The sequence below is a fragment of the Paenibacillus sp. FSL H8-0332 genome (assembly GCF_037963835.1).
GTDB classification, from domain to species: domain Bacteria; phylum Bacillota; class Bacilli; order Paenibacillales; family Paenibacillaceae; genus Paenibacillus_AQ; species Paenibacillus_AQ rhizoplanae.
This window is the reverse complement of record NZ_CP150145.1, coordinates 513,157-532,209: the sequence shown is the minus strand read 5'-3', so window position 1 is coordinate 532,209 and position 19,053 is coordinate 513,157. Positions and strand designations below refer to the sequence as shown.

Genomic DNA, 19,053 nt, shown 5'->3' with positions numbered 1-19,053 from the left:
CGGTGCTTCCACCATCTTCAAGATTACCCTATATACTGCTTGCTCTATCAGTCTACTCTTTGTCATGCTTGGCCTGAACGAACACATACGTGTTCTCGTCCGACAAGGCCGCTTCATACCGGAAATCAAACCCGCTGAAGCCCTGAATCTCCTCGACGCTGGTAATCTGCTGCTCCGCCATGAACCGGACCATCTCGCCTCTGGCCATTTTGACCAGCGTCGCCCGCTCCACCACCTTGCCGCCGATCTCCTGCCCGAATACAACGCTAACCATCCGGACATGGCTCCTCAAGTACGGAGAGATGCACTTGCTGTATTCCTTGGAGGCTAGATTCACTATAGTGTCACTCTCCGCGAACAGCTGGTCCGCTAATCTTCTGTTCCAGAACTCATAGAGGGTACTGAAGCCCGGCCCGCCCAGCTTGGCCTGCATCTCCAGCCTGTAAGGGACCACCCCGTCGAACGGCCGGACAATGCCATAGAACCCGGACAGTATCCGCAAATGCTGCTGCAGATAGTCCAGCTCCTCCGTCTGAAAAATCCCCGGCGCCATGTACTGGTACTGGATGCCCTCATAGGCGAAGATCGCCGGGGTCAGATTCCGGGTGAGGTCCATCTCTTCAATCCGCTGCATATTCAGCGCAGCAATAGCATCATTGCATTTCCACAGCGCCTTGGCTTCTGCGTAACTGAGCTTACGGAGCAGGGCCAGGAGCGTCTGTGACTCACTTAAGAACTGCGGAGCCTGGCGGGATTCCAGGAAATCCGTGTCCGTCTTCATCTTTTTGGCAGGTGAAATGATGATTCTCATGATACGCTCTTTTCTACCCCTACGGGAAAATAAATGTACCTCTATACTATCATATTATCCCTCCGCCGGCCCCCGGCCAAGTTATTCAGCAGCAAGCGGGACAAAGACAGAGGCACAGTTCGCCTGGCGGAACCGGGCAATCACATGCCTGCTCCAGTCGCGCGTATACTCAGGGTGGGCGCTCAGGTACAGCTCCTCCAGATGATTGAACGCGGCATCGTACGGGATGCCCGGATTATCGCCGTTCACCTCAAGCTGGGTAATATGCAGATAGATGCCCCCGGGTACAGTTACCTTCTCCACACTATCAGGAAGGCCATCGAAGCTGCTGACTCTTGTGCCGAAGCAGGAATTCACCTTCCCTTCCTCCCCGCTGTTCACCGGGAAGCCGTAATAGTCATGCAGGTAATACCGCGCTGCCCCGGTGGCGAACACCTGATCCTGCACGCCAAAATATTTGGTAATCACAAACTCCTCATCCTCCGGCAGCGTCATGCTGCAGGCAATCTTCATCTCCGGCAGCGTCACCGGCTTGAAGCGCAGGGAGCTGAACTGTTCGGCCGTATTCCCCGGCAGGATCACCGGCTCGTATTTGGTAAGAATATCACCGGACTGGTCATATGTATTGAAGCTAAGGCCAGCGGGATTATAGACATAACCCGTATCCTTGCGGAATTCACCCACGAAATATTCATCGGCGTGCATCCGTTCCTCGTAGCCGGTCCGCCCGGCACTTTTCGATTCATTGATCAGAACCTTGGCATACCGGCAAGCGGGTACGGTCAGCGTCTCCGTATACTCCGGCAAATGCGCAGGCAGCCCCTCGAAGCTGCTCACCTCCATGCCCACAATCACTTTGTAGTTGCCATCCCCCTGAACCTCGGTGCGTACTGTGACGATCTCCCGGCCCTTAATTTGGTGCTCTATCAGACTGGAGAGCAGTGCAATCTCTCCTTCTGCCGCCAGCTTTTTCGTATAAAAGTAATCATTAATCGTACCGCCCGCCTGCCCGGAATCATAATACCCCCCATAGCCCCGGCTCTCATACGATATCGGCAGCGCAATCCCCACGACCTTCATTTCCGGCCTGTCCACAATGCTGCACAGCTCCGTAACCTGCTCTACATGAACCTCACTCGACATCTCCATCTGCTTCAGCTCCTCCACCATTCTCAGGATTGCCGGCTTCACACGGGGACTATAGCCTTCAACTGCTTGCTTACTCAGATTCATAGGTCAGCTCCTCTCCTGGTTAAGCTCAAGTATAGTAGCTTGCGGTTCGTAAATATTATCACTTCTTAACATCTTTCAGCTTCATCCACACGCTCATGGTTATGGCATCCGGGCGGCCCGGGGCTACTGTCTCATAGGTTGTAAAAGCAAGCGCCCCCTCCCTGCTCCATCCGCTCTCCTGTACCCAGCTCTCCAAAAGCGCGATAAACATTCCCCGGTCACTAAAGCTGCTGCTCTCAAGCACCGCATACCTGCCGGCGGGAGCCTGCAGAATCTGAAGGCCGCTATCCCCGGCCAGCGCAATCGCTTGCCCCCGTTCCAGCCGTGCTCCGCAGGTATAGTGGCAGCCGTGCTGGATGACGCAGAACGTGCTTGCTGTTCAATGCCGCCGTGCTTGGTTGAATAGTATTTCATATGTATGGTCGCAGGAAGGATCTCTGTACTGACGGTTACCTGCCGGACGGCTTCACTGTCGAATCTGGGGAAGAAATAACAGGCAGTATTTTTTTGATAGGCTAGCGGGGTCAGGCTTGTGGCTAATTTCACATACTTGCATAAGGCTTGCTGGGAGCTGTAGCCGCAGGCGTATGCAATCTCGGCAAGCGGACGCTGTGAGCTCCTGATCATCCCGAGCGCCACCGAGAGCTTGCGCTTGCGGATGTACTCTTTGACCGAGTGTCCGGTGTAGGTATAGAAGTCACGGTACAGCTGCATCAGCGAAGTGTATCCGGCCTGCGCAGCTTGTTCAAGCGGAATCTCCTCATGCAGATGTTCCTCGATGAAGGCGATGGATTGTCTGAATCGGGCGGACCCTGGCATAGGCATTCCTCCGGGAAGTACAGCATGCATTTTCATATAAGTCGTAGCGGCTACGGTTGCAAAAAAAGTCCCGCCTTGGTACGCATTATGAAGAGGCGCGGCGGGATTGGTTACCATTATTATACATGAGTAACTCTAAAGGTTCAACGGATCTTAGTCATTCGTTTCCCGAATCACCGTATCAAAAGCTTCCAGCTCCACAACCTGCGGACCGTAGTCCGTCTCGATGGTGGTCTTCTGAGGCTGGTCGCTATTGTTAATCACAACCAGGCGCTTACTCTGCGGATAATACGCACACTCAGTATAAAGATTATCCGGGAGGTAGCGGGTCTCCTCCAGCTCATTGCCGGCATAGCGGATCAGATTCAGCAGCAGGCGGGTATTCTCCCAGCTGAAGGCAAAGGACGGCAGGTAAATGCCCTTCCCTTTCCCGAAGCAATTCACCGTCAAGGCCAGCTTGCCCTCTGCCTCACGAATCACGGCAGCAGCCCCGTCGGTCAGATAGACATTGTCCTTCGGCCGGATGCTGACGCCATCCGGCACCAGACCCTGCACCGGCTGAGCCTCATAAGCCCACTTACCATGCGCTACCCGCGCGCCGGTGTCCTCATCCACCCCGAGAACATGCGCCAGCCGGAAGTAGTGATCATAGCCGTCCACGGCGGAAGGCTGATTCACTCCGATAAGCGCACCGCCCTTATATACCCATTCCGTCAAGGCATCCACTGCCTGGCTGTCCTTCCAGTGGTCCCCGCCGCTCCATGCTGAACCGGCGCTGCCTGCATTGATCACCACATCCACATCCTGCAATACCCCTTGGCGGATATCCCCGAAGTCGATGAAGCGCACCTCCACCGGCAAGCCGGACAAGGCCTCATTAATATGAATCAGGTCATGCATATACGTCTCATGGAAGTGGCCCGACAGGGTCCATGACCGCAGCTTGCCCCACGAGTGCAGAACAGCTACCTTAGTCTTGATGTGATAAGGCTGCCCCTGCCGGTGCAGCTCCTTGATCTCCCTGAATTCATCCGCAATCTTCTCAATGTACGCACAGAAATCCGGGTAAGGCTCGACCAGATGCAGATAGCCGCCCAGGCCAATCCGGTCGACCGGCTCACGCAGGAGGGCACGCCGGATGTTAATCCAGTATTGCTTCGCATCGAGCGTGGGATTGCCCCCTTCCATGAAGGTAGGTGCGCCGCCCAGGCCAACCGGGAACAGATACGGATGCAGCCGGATCTCATGCGTCTCCACCTTCACCCCTGAGCAGAGTCTGGCTTCATAGCCCGAGAACACGCATTTAATCATCCCGTCGAAGCCGAACTCCCCGAAGCGGTCATTGTATGGCTCTGCGCCCACCCAGCTGTCATCGTAGAAGACATATGCCAGCTTGCCGTGCTTATGGACAATGTCAATTAACTGCTTGCCGAACCCGATGACGAAATCATTGATAAAAGCCATATAGTCGAGCTTACGCTGCTCTGCCGGAATATGACTGACACGGTATTTGCCGCCGTTCACAAAATCCTCTGCGCTCAGCGAATAGCCGTAGTGCTCCGCGAACAGATCCAGCCCCCGGGCACTTACCGTGAAGTCGTAGGCCCCCCAGTCCGAGAACAGATGGCGGTTCTGCCCGCTGCTGCCCCAGATCCAGGCGAAATTGTAGAACAGGGAGGTGAAGCGGACCACTGTCGTCGCCTGATGCTCCCCGCACCAGTCCTCCATCCAGTCCAGCAGGTACTGCCGGGTCTCGGGATACATCGGATCTATTTGCATCAGATGCTCTTTGTCCCAGTGATTCGTCGTGTGGTTGTACATGGAGATCTCTTCCCAGATCCGGTAGGCCATGAAGCTGACGGTATATTTATGCCAAGGCGTAATGCCGGTCAGCACCACATTGCCGGATTCCCGGTCATAATTCCACTGCTCCTTCGGCACCTCCGCCCCGGTCGTCCGGTCGTACACCTGCCAGTACTTGAACGCTTCACGGGAATCATTCACCCTGAATTGCTCTGCGAAGAAATCCTCCAGCAGGTAGATGGATATGTAATCCTGCACAGCCACCTTCGGACTTGTAATCAGGAAGGTCTGCTGCAGCTTGTCCGGGTTCCTCACCGCCCAGCCGTTATGGTCGCGGATAATGCACAGGGTCGAATAGATGCCGTAACCGGCATTGATAATCTCTTCCGACAACTGTGTGCCGTCACTGTCACGAATGACATCGGCCCCCCAGCGTTCGGCAAGCTTCAGCGTCAGTGCTTCATAACCGGCTTCCCCCGGCAGGGTAAAAGCTCCTGTGGAGCCTGTAGATGGTGTCGGCAACGGAATTCCTCCTATTTGAGCAAATCTGACAGGAACGCAAGCGCGAGGCCCTGGCCCCAGCCCTGAGTCCAGTCTTTGGGAATATGGCGGTACCCTTCACGGTCCTTCATGACGGCGGTGCCGCCCGATACGTTCAATACGCGTCCGTCTTCAGTGATGTTCTCCAGAATGCCCTTCAGAGCCTTTTGCACATATTTGGTATGTAGCGGATTGCCGTTATTCACCATGGCCGCCGCGATCCCGCAGGATGCCGATACCTCTTCATAGGACTCCTCATCATCCAGCAGCGTACGCCACTGGCCGTTCTCCGTCTGCACCAGCTTCAACGCCGCCAGCTGATCCCGGAGCGAGCACTCCACATCCATACACTGCGGGTACAGGTACCACTCCTTAAGCAGCGGCTTCACCTGCGACATTGTATAGGCTCCCCAGGCGTTCGCCCGGCCCCAGTACAGCCCGGACATATGGTCCTGCTTCACATGGTTATAGCCGTGGAACCAGAGGCCGGTGCCCGGGTCCTGTAAGTACTTGATATGCCAGTAATACTGGTTAAGCGCGTCCTGGATCAGCTCCTGATCCTCCAGCTTGCTGCCCACACGCAGCAGGAAGAACGCCGCCATGAACAGCGTATCCGCCCAGGCCTGCTCCGGGAAGTCATTGGACACCGAGACCGTATGCTGCAATACCTGATCCCCGAACCGCAGCGCGCTCCCCCGGATATAGCCGATTTTACTCATCACAATATCCCAGTACTTCTGGTCTCCGGTCTCTTCGTACAAGGTGATCAACATATGGCCCATTGCACAGGTGTTGACCGTCCAGTCGGGCAGCCCCAGTTCGATATATTCATCCACCCACTTCACCAGCTGGTTCAGGTACTCCTGGTTCCCCGTGGTCTGGTAGGCTCTGGACACCCCGTAATAGGCAACGCCGCAAGGCCACTCCCACGTTAAATCCATCGCCAGTGTCTTCCTTGCAACCTTATCGATTACACTTAAGATTTCATCCCGGTTATATTTAACTTGAAGCATGTGTATTCCCCTCTCCTGTTCCCTGTGTCTCTTGAAGGCAGCTACCATCCGTCCATCCGCGTGCAAGCGCTTTACAGAATCTATTGTAAGCAGTAAAATGTTCTACATCTAAGCACATTCACATCAAAACTGCGCAATTTCGACCCTTTATTCTTCATTCCTATTCTAACGCAAGAAGAACAGGAGCTGCTGAAGATGCCCAGAAAAAAGAAACCCGTCATCGAATACCGACACTACAGCCTGCCGATCCATTTCCCTGTTCTGCTGCTCAGCGGCGAACGCTGGAAGATCTCCGATATCAAGAGCGAGCACCTGCATTTCCACAACCATCTGGAGATCGGGATCTGCTATTCAGATAGCGGGATTATGGAGATTAAGGGCGAGAGCGTGCCTTTTGCTGCCGGGGATGTGACCTTCCTGCCGCGGTATCTGCCCCATACGACGTACAGTTCGCCGGGTGAGGCCAGTCTGTGGTCCTATCTGTTTTTCTCGCCGGAGGATCTGTTTCAGCATTCCTTCAAGAGCGCCTACAGCAACTTCGAGCCGAATCTTTGGGCGGTGCAGGGCAGCAATTGTATCCTAAGCAGGGAAAAGCACCCCCTGGTCTATACGCTGGCTACCTCCATCGTCCTCGAATTGCAGCAGCAGAAGCCTTACTATCAGGAGAGTGCGTACGGCTTATTGCTGTCCCTGTACATAGAGCTGCTCCGCATTCATTCTACGAACGAAGCCTTGAGCGGCCAGGAGGCCGGGCATAGCCTGAAGAGCGATTTCGTGATCTCCCCTGCGCTGGAGTATATCACCAGGAACTATATGACGCCGATGACCATTGATGATCTGGCCGAGCTGTGCCACTTAAGCACCACCCACTTCCGCCGCAAATTCCATGACATCATGGGCACCGCCCCCCTGGATTTCCTGAGCAGCACCCGGATTGAGGAAGCCTGCAAGCAGCTTAAGAGCACCGAGGATTCGATTCTGGAGATCTCAGAGAAGGTCGGCTTCCACTCCATCTCCAGCTTCAACCGCTGCTTCTCCAAGCTGATGGGCATCCCTCCCAAGGAATGGCGCAAGGGTGCGCAGTCGGAGGCGCAATCGGCGAAGGCGAGTATTTTGGAGTTCACGGGGTGGGTGTGAGCCCTATACTGAACGTAACTAGGAGGTCTTTCCCATGAAAAACACAGATCAAAGGCAGGATTCGACAGAGCCGGTGTCAGCAAATGAAGAGGAGCTTACCCGCCTGCAAAAGAGTCTGCCTGAGCACCCGCTGTCCAAGTCCCTGCGGTTCCAGTTCATCGAAGACCACCGCTCCGAGTTCCCTGTAGAGAAGATGTGCAAGGTGCTTGAAGTCTCACGAAGCGGATTCTACAAATGGAGAAATGCCGAGGTCAGCAACCAGGCGAAGCGCAAGGCTCTGCTGCTGACGCGGATCACCGACCTTTTCGAAGCTAACCATGGCCAATTCGGCAGTCCCAGAATCACCCTTCTCTTAAGAGAAGAAGGCTACATTATCAGCGAACGGACCGTAGGCAAGTTCATGAAGGAGCTTGGTTTACGCTCGTCCTACTCCCTGCGGACGAATAAACCTATGGAAGACTGACGGTGAGGAAGGATTAAAGCTCTAATGGAGGGTAGGTCTGCCGCACAGCCTAAATGTTATTTTCTTGCCAGTGCTACTCTTCTTATACTTTCTTTGGTCCAGGGAGGGGTCAGGGGATGATCCATGATTTCATCGTGGGTCATCCAATGTACGGCTTCGACTTCATCAGGACTCCGGTTAGTGGCTGTACCACTCTCATATTCACATAGGAACACCATATTGATGACATGGCGCCCATCCTCAGTTACGAAGGAGGAGCTATACACAAAAGTAACCGCATCCTTGATCATGATGCCAACCTCCTCATCGCATTCGCGCTTTACCGTCCGTTCGAGGATTTCGAGCGTATTGCCTTCAACGTCCACTTTTCCCCCTACAAGAGCCAGAGTCCCTCCGGCATGTTCTTCTTTGGTACTTCTAGTAATCACAAGCCATTTACCATCCTTATAGATTGCACCTTCTACGTTAACAATGAACATACCTCCATGCCCCTCTCCTGAAAATTCTGTTGAAGCCAATTATAGCAAATACCAGACCTCATATAGCAAATACAAGGCTTCCAATCGCCCGGGTAATCAGCAAGTGTATAAAACGCCAAAAAAGCGAATTCAGCTTATGCCTGAATCCGCTTTTTTTGGGTTTGTACAATTTAGTTTATACCATTAATCAATCAGCTCCGACTTCTGGAGCAGACGCTGGATCAGCACCGCCACTTCTGCGCGGGTAACGTTGGCTTTGGCCTCCAGCTTATTGCCGCCGCGGCCGGTGATTAAGCCGGCGGATGCTGCGAGCGCCAGGCTATCCTTCGCCCAGGCTCCCGTGCGGCTTGCATCCGTGAAGGCGGCAAGCACGCCTGCGGTGTCCACTGTGCCGGTCTGTTCTGCGAGACCTGTCAGCTTCATCGCCTTAGCGATGATGTTCATGGCCTGCTCGCGTGTGATCCGGTCTCCGGGACGGAAGGTTCCGTCCTCGAAGCCGGTGATCAGACCCGCTTCGGAGGCTGTCCCGACTGCTGCTGCATACCAGCTATCCGCCGGAACATCTGCAAACTTCGCGGTCTCTTCGCCCAGCTTCAGGCCCAGACCGCGTACGATAATCGCTGCGAACTCTGCCCGGGTGATGTCGGCGTTCGGGTTGAACGCGGATTCGTTCACCCCGTTAATGACCAGACGGGAGCCCATGTCATTCACAGCATTCTTCGCCCAATGCTTCTCCACATCCGCGAACGTCAGCGGATGCCAGACCACCGAATAGGTGCTGTTGGTCAGACTGTTGATCTCTGCGTAATAATTACCATCCTTCAGGATGATTCTGGTGGGTACATGACGAACCGTTCCATCCGGATCGACAACGATACCTGTTGTAAGCCGGTTCGGGTTAATCCCCTGCGGAAGCGCCACTGTCCGCGATACATAAGCATTGAACCGGTTCAACTCTACTGTCGAGGTCCCGGAAGAAGCGGTAACTATGAAATCCAGGGCTGGCGCTGCAAGGGTGAGGCCGCCCCTGCTTGCCGCAGCGGTGACCAACTGATTCATGGCAGCCGAAGCATCACCAATGGTAATTCTCAGCGTAATATCCTCCAGCTTAGTCCCGTTACCTAATCTTGCGGCCAATGCGCCGATGTTAATCTCGGATGCAGGTAACGTATAGCTTCCCTTGCTGGTCTGAAGCACCAGGGTTGCCGCCACATTCTCCATATTCTTGATCATCTGGCCGCTCAATTCGCCGACAATCACATTCGAATCCAGCATCATCGGAATAGTTACTACAGCCCCATTCCCTTCCGCATCCAGCTTCGCCTGCAATCTGACCGGATCTACGGCGATGGTCGTTGTTCTAAGGTTACCGGAGGTCGTGGTCGTTGCTTTGCCCGCGTTCTCCTCTTTGCCGTTCACCAGGACAATCACATCGGTGACCGTACTGGACGGATTCCCGGAAGGGGTCCCGGGACTTGGGTTATTTCCGCTTCCCGGGCTGACTGGCTCGGGAGTTGGCGTTACCGGAGTAGTCATCGTAACTACTGCAATTACGCTGCCGTATTTTACCACCCTACCTTCTGCATCTACCTCAGCAATGCCAAGCGTATCTCCATCGGCTGCCGGAATCAGCCCTTCACTGCCTACAAGCGTGTATCCGCTCAGGAGATCTCCCACATTCGGCACGATGATGCTGCCAGCACCAAAATTCTTATACAGCAGCTTATGTCCATCAGCCGGTGCAGGCGTAACCTTGATTTGTGTATAGCCGTTACTCTCTGCACCACTCGGATCACTGGCACTCACAGCCAAGTCCCCGGCAGGGACCAAGACATTCGTTGTAAAAGTCAGCGTAGTTGCCGGTCCCGCCGGAAGCGATCCGCTGGCCGCCACCCGTACCTTCACGGTATGCTCACCGCTAAGATCCGGCAGGTTCGTTCCGTCATAACGTACGAAAGGTCCGTCATCCACGGAGAATTCCATGCTGGTGTTCAGACCTATAATCGTATTGTTCAGATCATCCGCCACCACTTCTGGAGCCGCCGGGATCACGGCATCCGAGTCATGCACAGTCACCTGAGCAATAGCAGAAGCAAAGTCCGTTGACGTAGCCTTCACCCGCACATAATACGTGCCCGGTGCAAGGCCGGTAATCGAAGTGTCTGTAACTTCTGTCCAAGCCTCTGTGTCCCCAATCTGGTATTCCATCTGGACGGTCAGATTCTGCAGTGTTCCGTCATTGGCTCCGTTATAGGTGACATCCGTTACACTCACTCCGACTGGAGCGGCCTGACGCGCGGGAATACTCAACACTTGCGTTTCACTATCGGTGGTGGTCACCCCGTCGCCCGTCTTCACGATAATTAGGGTGGTACCCAGCCAGCTGCTGTCTAGCAGCAACGTTCCATCTGTGGCGGCCGTTACAGCCATACCATTTACGGTGTATACCCCTTCTGGAATCAGACCTGTCAATCGCTCAGCGGCGTAATCAATCACCGCCGCAGGCGTCACTTCCGCCTCAGATGCAAAGGAGGTCACTGTCACTTCCACCGCAGCTGAGCTGAACGCCGTTGCTGTCGCCTTCGTGCGGACATCATAAATGCCTGGTGCAAGGCCTGTAACGGTGGTGCCTGGAACATCTGTCCATGCGCTTGCTGTACCTTTTTTATATTCCATGGCTGTAGTCACATTCGTGAGCGTGCCATCCTTCGCATGAATCGCCGTTTCGTCCGTTGAAGCTACACCCGCAGGTGCTGCCGGACGGGCAGGAATAGTCACGGTCTGCGCCGCACTATCTATGGTCGTTGACGCATTCCCCTGCTTCACTAGGCTCAGAGAGCTGCCCAGCCAAGAGTTATCCAGTGCCAGCTTACCGTCAACATCCGCTGTTACTGTCAACGAACCATTCACTGTATACGTACCGTTCGCCGTCAGACCGCTCAGCTGTTCAGCTTCGTAGTCAATGACCGCTGTTGGCGTGGCTTCCAGAATGGGCACGTAGGCATTCACTGTTACAGCTTGTGCTTCCGAGGCAAAAGCAGTCACCGTACCCTTCGTACGGACATAGTACGTATCCGGGACTAACCCGCTTACGCTAGTGCCTGTGACATCTGTCCAAGCGCCTGCTGAACCTTTTTTATACTCCATGGCTGTTGTCACATTCGTGATCGTACCGTTCTTCGCGTTAATCGCCGTCTCATCCGTTGCCGCCATTCCGGCAGGTGCTGCCGGGCGGGCAGGAATGGTCAGGGTCTGCGCCGCACTGTCGATGGTCGTTGACGCATTCCCCTGCTTCACAAGACTAAGGGAACTGCCCAGCCAGCCGTTATCCAGTGCCAGCTTACCGTCTGCATCCACTGTTACTGTCAACGTACCATTCAGTGTATACATACCGTTCGCCGTCAGACCGCTCAGCTGTTCAGCTTCGTAGTCAATGACCGCTGCCGGAATGGCTTCCGGTATCGCTACATATGCTACCACATTCACGCTTTGTGCTTCCGAAGCAAAAGCCGTCAAAGTCGCCTTGGTCTGGACGTAGTACGTACCCGGAGCAAGCCCCGTCACCGTTGTACCCGTCACATCCATCCATACGCCTGCGGCACCTTGCTTGTACTCCATGGCCGCAGTCACATTCGTAAGCGTACCGTTCTTCGCATTAATCGCCGTCTCATCCGTTGCTGCAACTCCGGCAGGTGCTGCCGGACGAACAGGAATGCTCACGGTTTGCGCTGCACTATCAATGGTCGTGGACGCATTTCCCTGCTTCACAAGGCTCAGAGAAGTTCCGAGCCAAGAGCTATCCAGTGCCAGCTTGCCCGCCGCATCCGCGTATATCGATAACGTGCCATTCACCGTATAGAGACCATTCGCCATCAGACCGCTCAGTTGCTCGGCCCCATAGTCAATCACCGCTGCTGGGATCGTCTCTACCATTGGCACGTAGGCATTTACCGTTACACTATGTGCTTCCGAGGCAAAAGACGACGCCGTCCGTTTCACACGGACCTCGTACGTACCCGGAGCAAGCCCCGTCACCGTTGTATCCGTCACATCCGTCCATGTTCCCAATGCGCCTTGCTTATACTCCATCGCAGCAGTCACATTCGTAAGTGTACCGTTGTTCGCCTCTATTCCCATTTCATCCGTTGCCGTCACACCTGTTGGTGTCGCCGGACGGGATGGAATGCTCAGCATCTGCGCCGCACTGTCTACGGTTGTCGTAGCATTCCCCTGCTTCACAATACTCAGGGACTCTCCCAGCCAGCTCTGCTCCAGCGCCAGCGTGCCAGCCGCAGTCGCCGTTACCGCTGTACCGTTCACGGTATACTTGCCATTCGCCGTCAGGCCGCCCAGTTGCTCGGCCCCATAGTCAATCACCGCTGCCGGGGTTGTCTCTGCCGTTGGCACATATGCATTCACCGTTACGCTATGTGCTTCCGAGGCAAAAGACGACGCCGTCCGTTTCACACGGACCTCGTACGTACCCGGAGCAAGCCCCGTCACCGTTGTACCGGTCACATCCGTCCATGTTCCCAATGCGCCTTGCTTATACTCCATCGCAGCAGTCACATTCGTAAGTGTACCGTTGTTCGCCTCTATTCCCATTTCATCCGTTGCCGTCACACCTGTTGGTGTCGCCGGACGGGATGGAATGCTCAGCACCTGCGCCGCACTGTCTACGGTTGTCGAAGCATTCCCCTGCTTCACAATACTCAGGGACTCTCCCAGCCAGCTCTGCTCCAGCACCAGTGTGCCAGCCGCAGTCGCCGTTACCGCTGTACCGTTCACGGTATACTTGCCATTCGCCGTCAGACCGCTTAGTTGCTCGGCTGTGTAGTCGATCACCGCTGCCGGAGTCGGCTCCGGCGCTGGCTTGAACAGCGATACGGTTGCCGTCAGCGGCGAACCGCTGACTGTGTATCCGCTTGGCGAATTCACAGCCACGGATACATCGCCCTCGCCGGTCACTGAAGTAAGCGCAAGGCTCCAGGCGGTTCCTGACCCGCTCAAGGAACCTTTTACCGCAGAGCCTGTACCAGCTGTAATGGTGATATCGTCTGCCGTCAGTCCGGTAAGCGCAGCATCGAAGGTCAGGTCAATCTTCGTTGAAGTGGTTGTTCCCGGCACACCGTCCGCTACAGCCGATTGCAGCACGACCGGAGTTAAGACCTCTCTGTTGAACAGCTTGCCGGTGATTCTGAAATGAGTGGCATCTGTATTATCCGTTGTGATGAAAACAATCTTGTCGCCGAAGGCCGGATATACAGCGAACTTCGGAGAATATTCCACATCGAACATCCAGCTGTCTTCATTGTATCCCTGAAATACGGCCGGAGCGGAATCCACAGGCTGGTCGGTTGTATACAGCAGGGTCCCGTCATTGTCATAGTAATTCAGGTAAGCGTACTGGGTTCCCGCCCACTCTGTACCGTAGTTATAGGCATCATTAATAGCCTGATTCGATGCAGCGTCGGTGCTTACTGTAACGAATCCCGGCAGTGCGCCTTTCTTATAGACAGCGGCAGATGCTACGCCCAGAGAACCATTTACGGTAAATCCGCCTTGGCTTACACCCGCGTTGTCATATAGGGAGACACTGGTGATTCCGGTTTGCCAGCTGTATTGACTGAACATGAAATTCCCGTTGCTCAGCGTTGACAGATACAACTGCTTCTCATTCGTTCTCGCTCCAATATTAATAGTGGTTATGGAGGTTCCGCTGTTATTAAATAACTGGAGAAAGATATTATCGTTCGAGGGTCCTGAATTGTAAGCCGCCATATACACGCCGTCACCAGCAGCTACGTAGGACATGCTCGCATTAGCATCTACCAGCAGGGTTTCGCTTGACACCGGTACGCCCGCAGCAGTGAACACACGGGTAACCGTGCTTTTATTGTCATTTCGTTGCCAGGAAAAAGCGATATCGCCGTTAGATAACTCCGCCGCAGATACAAAGCGCGTTAGCTGCGGCAGACTGGCCGCACTGAAGGTATTCAGCCGGGTCTGGCCGGTCACCTTCTGGCCGTTCTTATCCAGCACCATGAAATAGGCATTTGGCGTACTCTCAGTAACTGTGCCTAGCTGCAGGTTGTTCTGGCCAGAGTCGCTTTTACTGTACATAATCAGCAGATTGCCGTTATTGAGAGCAAGCATACTCACATACGTCATTTTGTAATAGGTGTCCATCAGGTTGCCCAGGTTAACGTCCGTTATAAGCGTTCCTGCGCTGTTAAAAACCCTTAAGAAATTAGAGGCCGTGTAAGAATTCCCCTGATAAACGAATGAATTCAGCAGAACCGCCGTACTTCCATCCTGCAGGCCCTGCGCATCCGCCAGATTCTTGCCTGCCGAATACGTAACCGGAGGCTCAATGACAAAATCAGCCGCTTCATTGAACGACGGCACCGCCGCATAGGCACGGAGTGACATCATGGGCAGCAGCCCGATCACCAATACCACAGCCAGCCCGATCTTCCCCAATTTCTTAAACATCGCTTTCCTCCTTGTCGAATGACCATTTCCATAATATTGATAACGCTTCCGTAAAACTCTGAACATGCTGCACACACTCTGCACATGCCCGGCATTAGCAAGCATTAGTTTTCCATACTGGTTTATCGACATTTTTCGCGTTAAAGTTAACTAATTCGACAAATAAATTTAGGCATTTCGTTAATAAGTATGCTTTAGGCCCTTGCGGGATGTGAAAAGACGAAAATGCGCGCAAAAAAGCCCGCTCTGTCGATTGAACAGAACGGGCTGATAAATATCCTCTACATTTCTTCCACATACCGTTTGGCTTCCTTCACGGATATATCCGTATGCCGACGTCTACCCGCTTGATGGAGGAAATGAGCTGTCCATCCTTTTTTAGCTGACGGACATACTCCTGGACCTCACCTTCATTCTCCTTTCCTGCCTCCTATCCTATATTTACCCAGAATGAAGTCATTTGAGGTTATTCTGTTTATAGTACAATTATAGCTGTCAGCCAACACGTTATAATATGCAGCCTATTATCAACCCAGGTGAAGGAGGATTTACTTACTATGAATGAATTATTAAATATGAAGGAATTGTTCACGCAGATCATCAAGCAGGACGTCAAACCTTTTTTCTCCGAACGGGGTTATCGCACAAAGGATCTGAATTTCTACAAAACAGAAGGCCAACTCAGCTATAAAATCAATATCCAGAAATTCAAGTACAATACACACAAGGAACTCAGCTTCTATGTGAATTACAGCCTTAATTCCGAAGAGCTTGCGCAATATAGGCCTGCTTCGTCTCTGGGCTTGCCTCACTTCTATGTCCGGATCAGGAACATCGTCCCCGCCGCCCCTGAACGCTACTTCCTGACTCCGGAGGTAGATGTGGACAAGTTCACGGCAGACCTGCTGCTCCACTTGGATCAGGGGCTCCAATTCATGTATACCCTAACCGATGCCAGGGCCATTATTGAATACTATATGCCGAAGATAGCACTGCATTTAAGTGAGGAGACCTTCGGGTTCCTGCTGGATACAGGGGATACAGAGACTGCGGAGCAATACCTGAAGCAGCTCCAAGCGAAATACGGCGCCGAGAAGCGCTGGGCGATCTTGGAGAAGAAGTATGCAGCGGTCTGGGAGAAATACGGAAGCTCTTCCTAGCGCACCCACCCTCCACAAATAAAAGGGCTTCCCGCTCTCGTAAGGAGACATCGGGATAGCCCTTTTCAATATACATGTGTACAGGTTAGGATAAGTTCTCTGTCAGCAGCGTAAATCCTTCAATCACCGCATCTTCATCAATCTCAATCATGATGCAGCGCTTGCCCTGGTAATTCACCTGCCGCACATATCTCAGGTCCTGCGGGCTGATCGTGATGGATGCAACCTTCGTGTCGATCTTGATCGACTTGGAGGTGAACTTCGGGATGACGCTGCTGGCCTTCAGCTCATAGTGCTTATTGTCCACGATGGTCTCGAACGCGCGCTCTACCTTCTCCGCCGTCACATCCTCCACGCCGCTGGCCTTCAGCACACGCTCCACATCACGGTAATCGAGTCTCGGCGGTTCTTCCTCTTCCGCGTTGTCTTCAATCACCTGATGAATCTCCTCGTACACCTGGGCAATCGTCGCCACATCGATCTGTTCGCCCGCCACTTCCTTCACAATATCTTCAAAAATAGACCGTTCCTCCAGCGCCGTCACCGACCGCTCCGCATTCAGCACCTGCTCGATAAACTGCGGGTTCGGATTATTCGCGCTTCCCGTGCAGTACAGCACACGGTTGATATCCGAATAGTTGTCGGTCACACTCGGGTAGAAAAAACCTTGCTCTGGCGTGCTGAGCTTGATGATCGGATCAACCATGATATTATATTTGAACTCCCGCTCCACATAATCGAACAAGAGCGTCTTACGCTGCTGTTCCGTCGAATTCACGCTGCACAAAATGAACGGATGCGCGAATACCTCGTCCTTCCCGGTCTGCTCTGCTTCGTCATTACGCGCCTTAGTCGGCCGGAAGTATTGCCCCCGCACGAAGGTGATGACCGCATCCTTCTCATACTTGGCATCCACCAGCATTTTGTCCACCAGCATGAGCATCAGGTCCTGCCACTCCTCCGGGTCACCGGTTATCAGCCCCTGGTGCAGCATCACTTGGGACGGCTCCTCCGCCTCCTCCAGGAACTTCAGCTCGAACAGCTTTTGATCCAGCTCGCCCGTCAGCAGCTTCCGGAAGTTGCTCATATACAGCTCCTGCTTCTCGCGTTCCAGCATGGCGAACGGCTGGCGTTCGAAGTGGTAGATTTCATTCGTTTCTTTCATAATATAGACATTCAGAATATCGTACAGATTCAGCTGATCATGGTCCATCTTGAACTGCTTGCGTATATGTGCGGCTTCTTTCTTAATCATGGCTTGGAACACAGCTCCTATGAAATGAATTGGTTGTATCAGTATAAACGATAGCATAAGCCTTCGCTAGAAGGGTTGGACTATCCAATGATTCATCTATCCCCGCCGCTCGATCATCCCAAGATAGCGGTCCAACTGCTGCTCCTCCAGTAAGGCTATCATATCCGCAAAGGGCTTCAAATCCCGGCGTACAGCGTAGGCCTCGAGGGCATTGAAATATTCCAGCCGCGTTTCTTTGGCAATAGAGATAGGAAGATAGCCATTTGCCAGCAACTGATAATTCATAATCAGACGCGAGGTTCTGCCATTTCCATCGGCGAATGGATGGATACGGACGAATTCAGCATGAGTCCAGGCTGCAAGCTCTATAATATCTATGTTATTCTTTTCAGCCAAATCGGCATAAAAGTTTTTCACTTGCTGGTACATTTCATTGGGTACTGGAGGTGTATGCGCTGCTCCGGATATATAAACCTCTACATTCCGGTATACGCCACCTACCATAATATTCTCAGTTAACAGAGCATGAATATCCTTAATGATCCCTTCATTCAATGGTTTTTCATCATTAATGCAGGACTTAATATACTGGTATGCTTTATTATGATTAATAACCTCATATATTTCCCGAAGCATTTTCCCGCCTACGGATATCCCGTCCTCCAGTACCACTTTGGTTTCCAGAAGGGTTAATGTATTGCCCTCTATAGCCGTTGAGTTATGCGTATACTCAAGTTCAAAAGCCTTCACATAGCTTTGGACAGTAAGGTCCGGGATTTGATCTTTAGCCTGATCATATAAGGCCTTTTTGCGCAGAATTTCAGGGTAGCCCATGCGGCTCACTCCTTTCTTTACCTATCACTAAGTATAGCCCAGGTATTCACTTAATCGACTTCTTAATTTGGAGAAATCATATGGTTACACAACAACCATATCCAAATACCGCCGCAGCCCCGCCTCATTACCAGGGTCCTTAAGCCAGGCCCCCAAGCTCCAAGTCATATAACGCAGGCCGAGATACCGCGAAGCAGCTCTATACCTCTGCTCGAACGTATCCGCAGGAAGCTCCCATCCAAGCGAAGCCAGCACTTCACGGTATTCTCCAGCTTGAGACCGGTCAACCCGCATCGGGATATCCAGAAACAGGGAGCCGAACCGCGCTTCTTCCCAGTCAATGAACATAACGTCGTCATTATTGTGTACCAATACATTTCCGGGATTCAGGTCATTATGTATAAGCGTGTGTGTGGTCTCATCCTTCCAGACGGCTTCAAGCTCGTCCACTATTTTCCCCGATACAGCATCGATCTCAGAAAAATACGTCCCGAAGGTCTCCACAAACCGTTCATTGTGCTTGGCCTCTTCCCATGCGGGTCTCCAAAGTCCATCAATTATAGTCTCTATGTATGCACGGCTAATCCGGGGGAGCCAGGATAACTCCTCCTGCAATCCCCGATTACGGTTATGAATATAAGCCAACGCCTGCATTTCCTTGTGCTGAAGCCTCCCGATATCCAGATTCTGATAATTCGTCTTATAATCTACGTCCTGAATACACAGGAGCGCCCTATGGCCCAAATCCAGATTACCCGCTCTGTTAAAAGGAACGTTAGCCCCCTGATCCAATAACCGGTTCATTACCCGGCGTTCAATTCCATTCGCCATTTTGGTAATTACAGAGCTGTACTCTTGTCTGCCTTCAATCTCCACGAGAATCCTGTGCCGGAATAAGTCCACCGCCTGATAGCCCGAATGCAATGGGGTGCTTTCTATATCAAGGACCTTCGCCTTATCAGACAGGAATTGCCGCACAGTCTCCTCAATTAAATCCATCCTCCCGCTAAT

13 protein-coding genes are annotated in these 19,053 nt (G+C 53.0%); 3 read left to right on the top strand and 10 right to left on the bottom strand.

Annotation, left to right across the window (positions count from 1 at the left end):
* Positions 1–52: 52 nt before the first annotated feature.
* The 5 genes from yaaA to NST43_RS02245 form a co-directional block, all read right to left on the bottom strand.
* The gene (gene yaaA, locus NST43_RS02265; RefSeq protein WP_339222286.1) at positions 53–811 is read right to left on the bottom strand and encodes a peroxide stress protein YaaA; all 759 of its coding nucleotides are present in this window, start codon (positions 809–811) and stop codon (positions 53–55) included.
* Between the two features lie 81 nt (positions 812–892).
* Positions 893–2,044, bottom strand: a complete 1,152-nt coding sequence (locus tag NST43_RS02260) for a GyrI-like domain-containing protein (RefSeq protein ID WP_339222284.1) — start codon at positions 2,042–2,044, stop codon at positions 893–895.
* Between the two features lie 123 nt (positions 2,045–2,167).
* Positions 2,168–2,863 (bottom strand): AraC family transcriptional regulator, encoded by a 696-nt coding sequence (locus NST43_RS02255; RefSeq protein WP_339222283.1) that lies wholly within the window; start codon positions 2,861–2,863, stop codon positions 2,168–2,170.
* Between the two features lie 153 nt (positions 2,864–3,016).
* On the bottom strand, positions 3,017–5,188 hold the full coding sequence (gene gnpA / locus NST43_RS02250) for a 1,3-beta-galactosyl-N-acetylhexosamine phosphorylase (protein WP_339222281.1): 2,172 nt from the start codon (positions 5,186–5,188) through the stop codon (positions 3,017–3,019).
* 11 nt (positions 5,189–5,199) lie between these two features.
* A complete protein-coding gene (locus NST43_RS02245) occupies positions 5,200–6,219 on the bottom strand; it encodes a glycoside hydrolase family 88 protein (protein ID WP_339222279.1) in 1,020 nt (339 codons plus the stop codon).
* A 195-nt stretch (positions 6,220–6,414) separates the two neighbouring features.
* On the opposite strand from NST43_RS02245, the gene NST43_RS02240 reads away from it, so the two are divergent.
* Both NST43_RS02240 and NST43_RS02235 read left to right on the top strand, forming a co-directional pair.
* Entirely contained in the window at positions 6,415–7,356 is a 942-nt protein-coding gene (locus tag NST43_RS02240; protein ID WP_339222278.1) for an AraC family transcriptional regulator, read from the top strand.
* A 34-nt stretch (positions 7,357–7,390) separates the two neighbouring features.
* Entirely contained in the window at positions 7,391–7,819 is a 429-nt protein-coding gene (locus NST43_RS02235) for an IS3 family transposase (RefSeq protein ID WP_339222276.1), read from the top strand.
* Positions 7,820–7,875: 56 nt separating this feature from the next.
* On the opposite strand, the gene NST43_RS02230 is transcribed toward NST43_RS02235, so the two are convergent.
* On the bottom strand, positions 7,876–8,298 hold the full coding sequence (locus NST43_RS02230; RefSeq protein ID WP_339222274.1) for an NUDIX domain-containing protein: 423 nt from the start codon (positions 8,296–8,298) through the stop codon (positions 7,876–7,878).
* A gap of 183 nt (positions 8,299–8,481) precedes the next feature.
* Positions 8,482–14,793 (bottom strand): S-layer homology domain-containing protein, encoded by a 6,312-nt coding sequence (locus NST43_RS02225; protein ID WP_339222272.1) that lies wholly within the window; start codon positions 14,791–14,793, stop codon positions 8,482–8,484.
* Between the two features lie 557 nt (positions 14,794–15,350).
* On the opposite strand from NST43_RS02225, the gene NST43_RS02220 reads away from it, so the two are divergent.
* The gene (locus NST43_RS02220; RefSeq protein ID WP_209991962.1) at positions 15,351–15,953 is read left to right on the top strand and encodes a DUF4304 domain-containing protein; all 603 of its coding nucleotides are present in this window, start codon (positions 15,351–15,353) and stop codon (positions 15,951–15,953) included.
* A gap of 85 nt (positions 15,954–16,038) precedes the next feature.
* Here NST43_RS02220 and NST43_RS02215 read toward each other — a convergent pair whose 3' ends face one another.
* The 3 genes from NST43_RS02215 to NST43_RS02205 form a co-directional block, all read right to left on the bottom strand.
* Positions 16,039–17,208 (bottom strand): DUF4317 family protein, encoded by a 1,170-nt coding sequence (locus NST43_RS02215; protein WP_209991963.1) that lies wholly within the window; start codon positions 17,206–17,208, stop codon positions 16,039–16,041.
* 96 nt (positions 17,209–17,304) lie between these two features.
* Positions 17,305–18,042: a Fic family protein gene (locus NST43_RS02210; protein ID WP_209991964.1), complete on the bottom strand. Its 738-nt coding sequence runs from the start codon at positions 18,040–18,042 to the stop codon at positions 17,305–17,307.
* Between the two features lie 84 nt (positions 18,043–18,126).
* The gene (locus NST43_RS02205) at positions 18,127–19,041 is read right to left on the bottom strand and encodes a phosphotransferase (RefSeq protein ID WP_339222270.1); all 915 of its coding nucleotides are present in this window, start codon (positions 19,039–19,041) and stop codon (positions 18,127–18,129) included.
* Positions 19,042–19,053 lie beyond the last annotated feature (12 nt).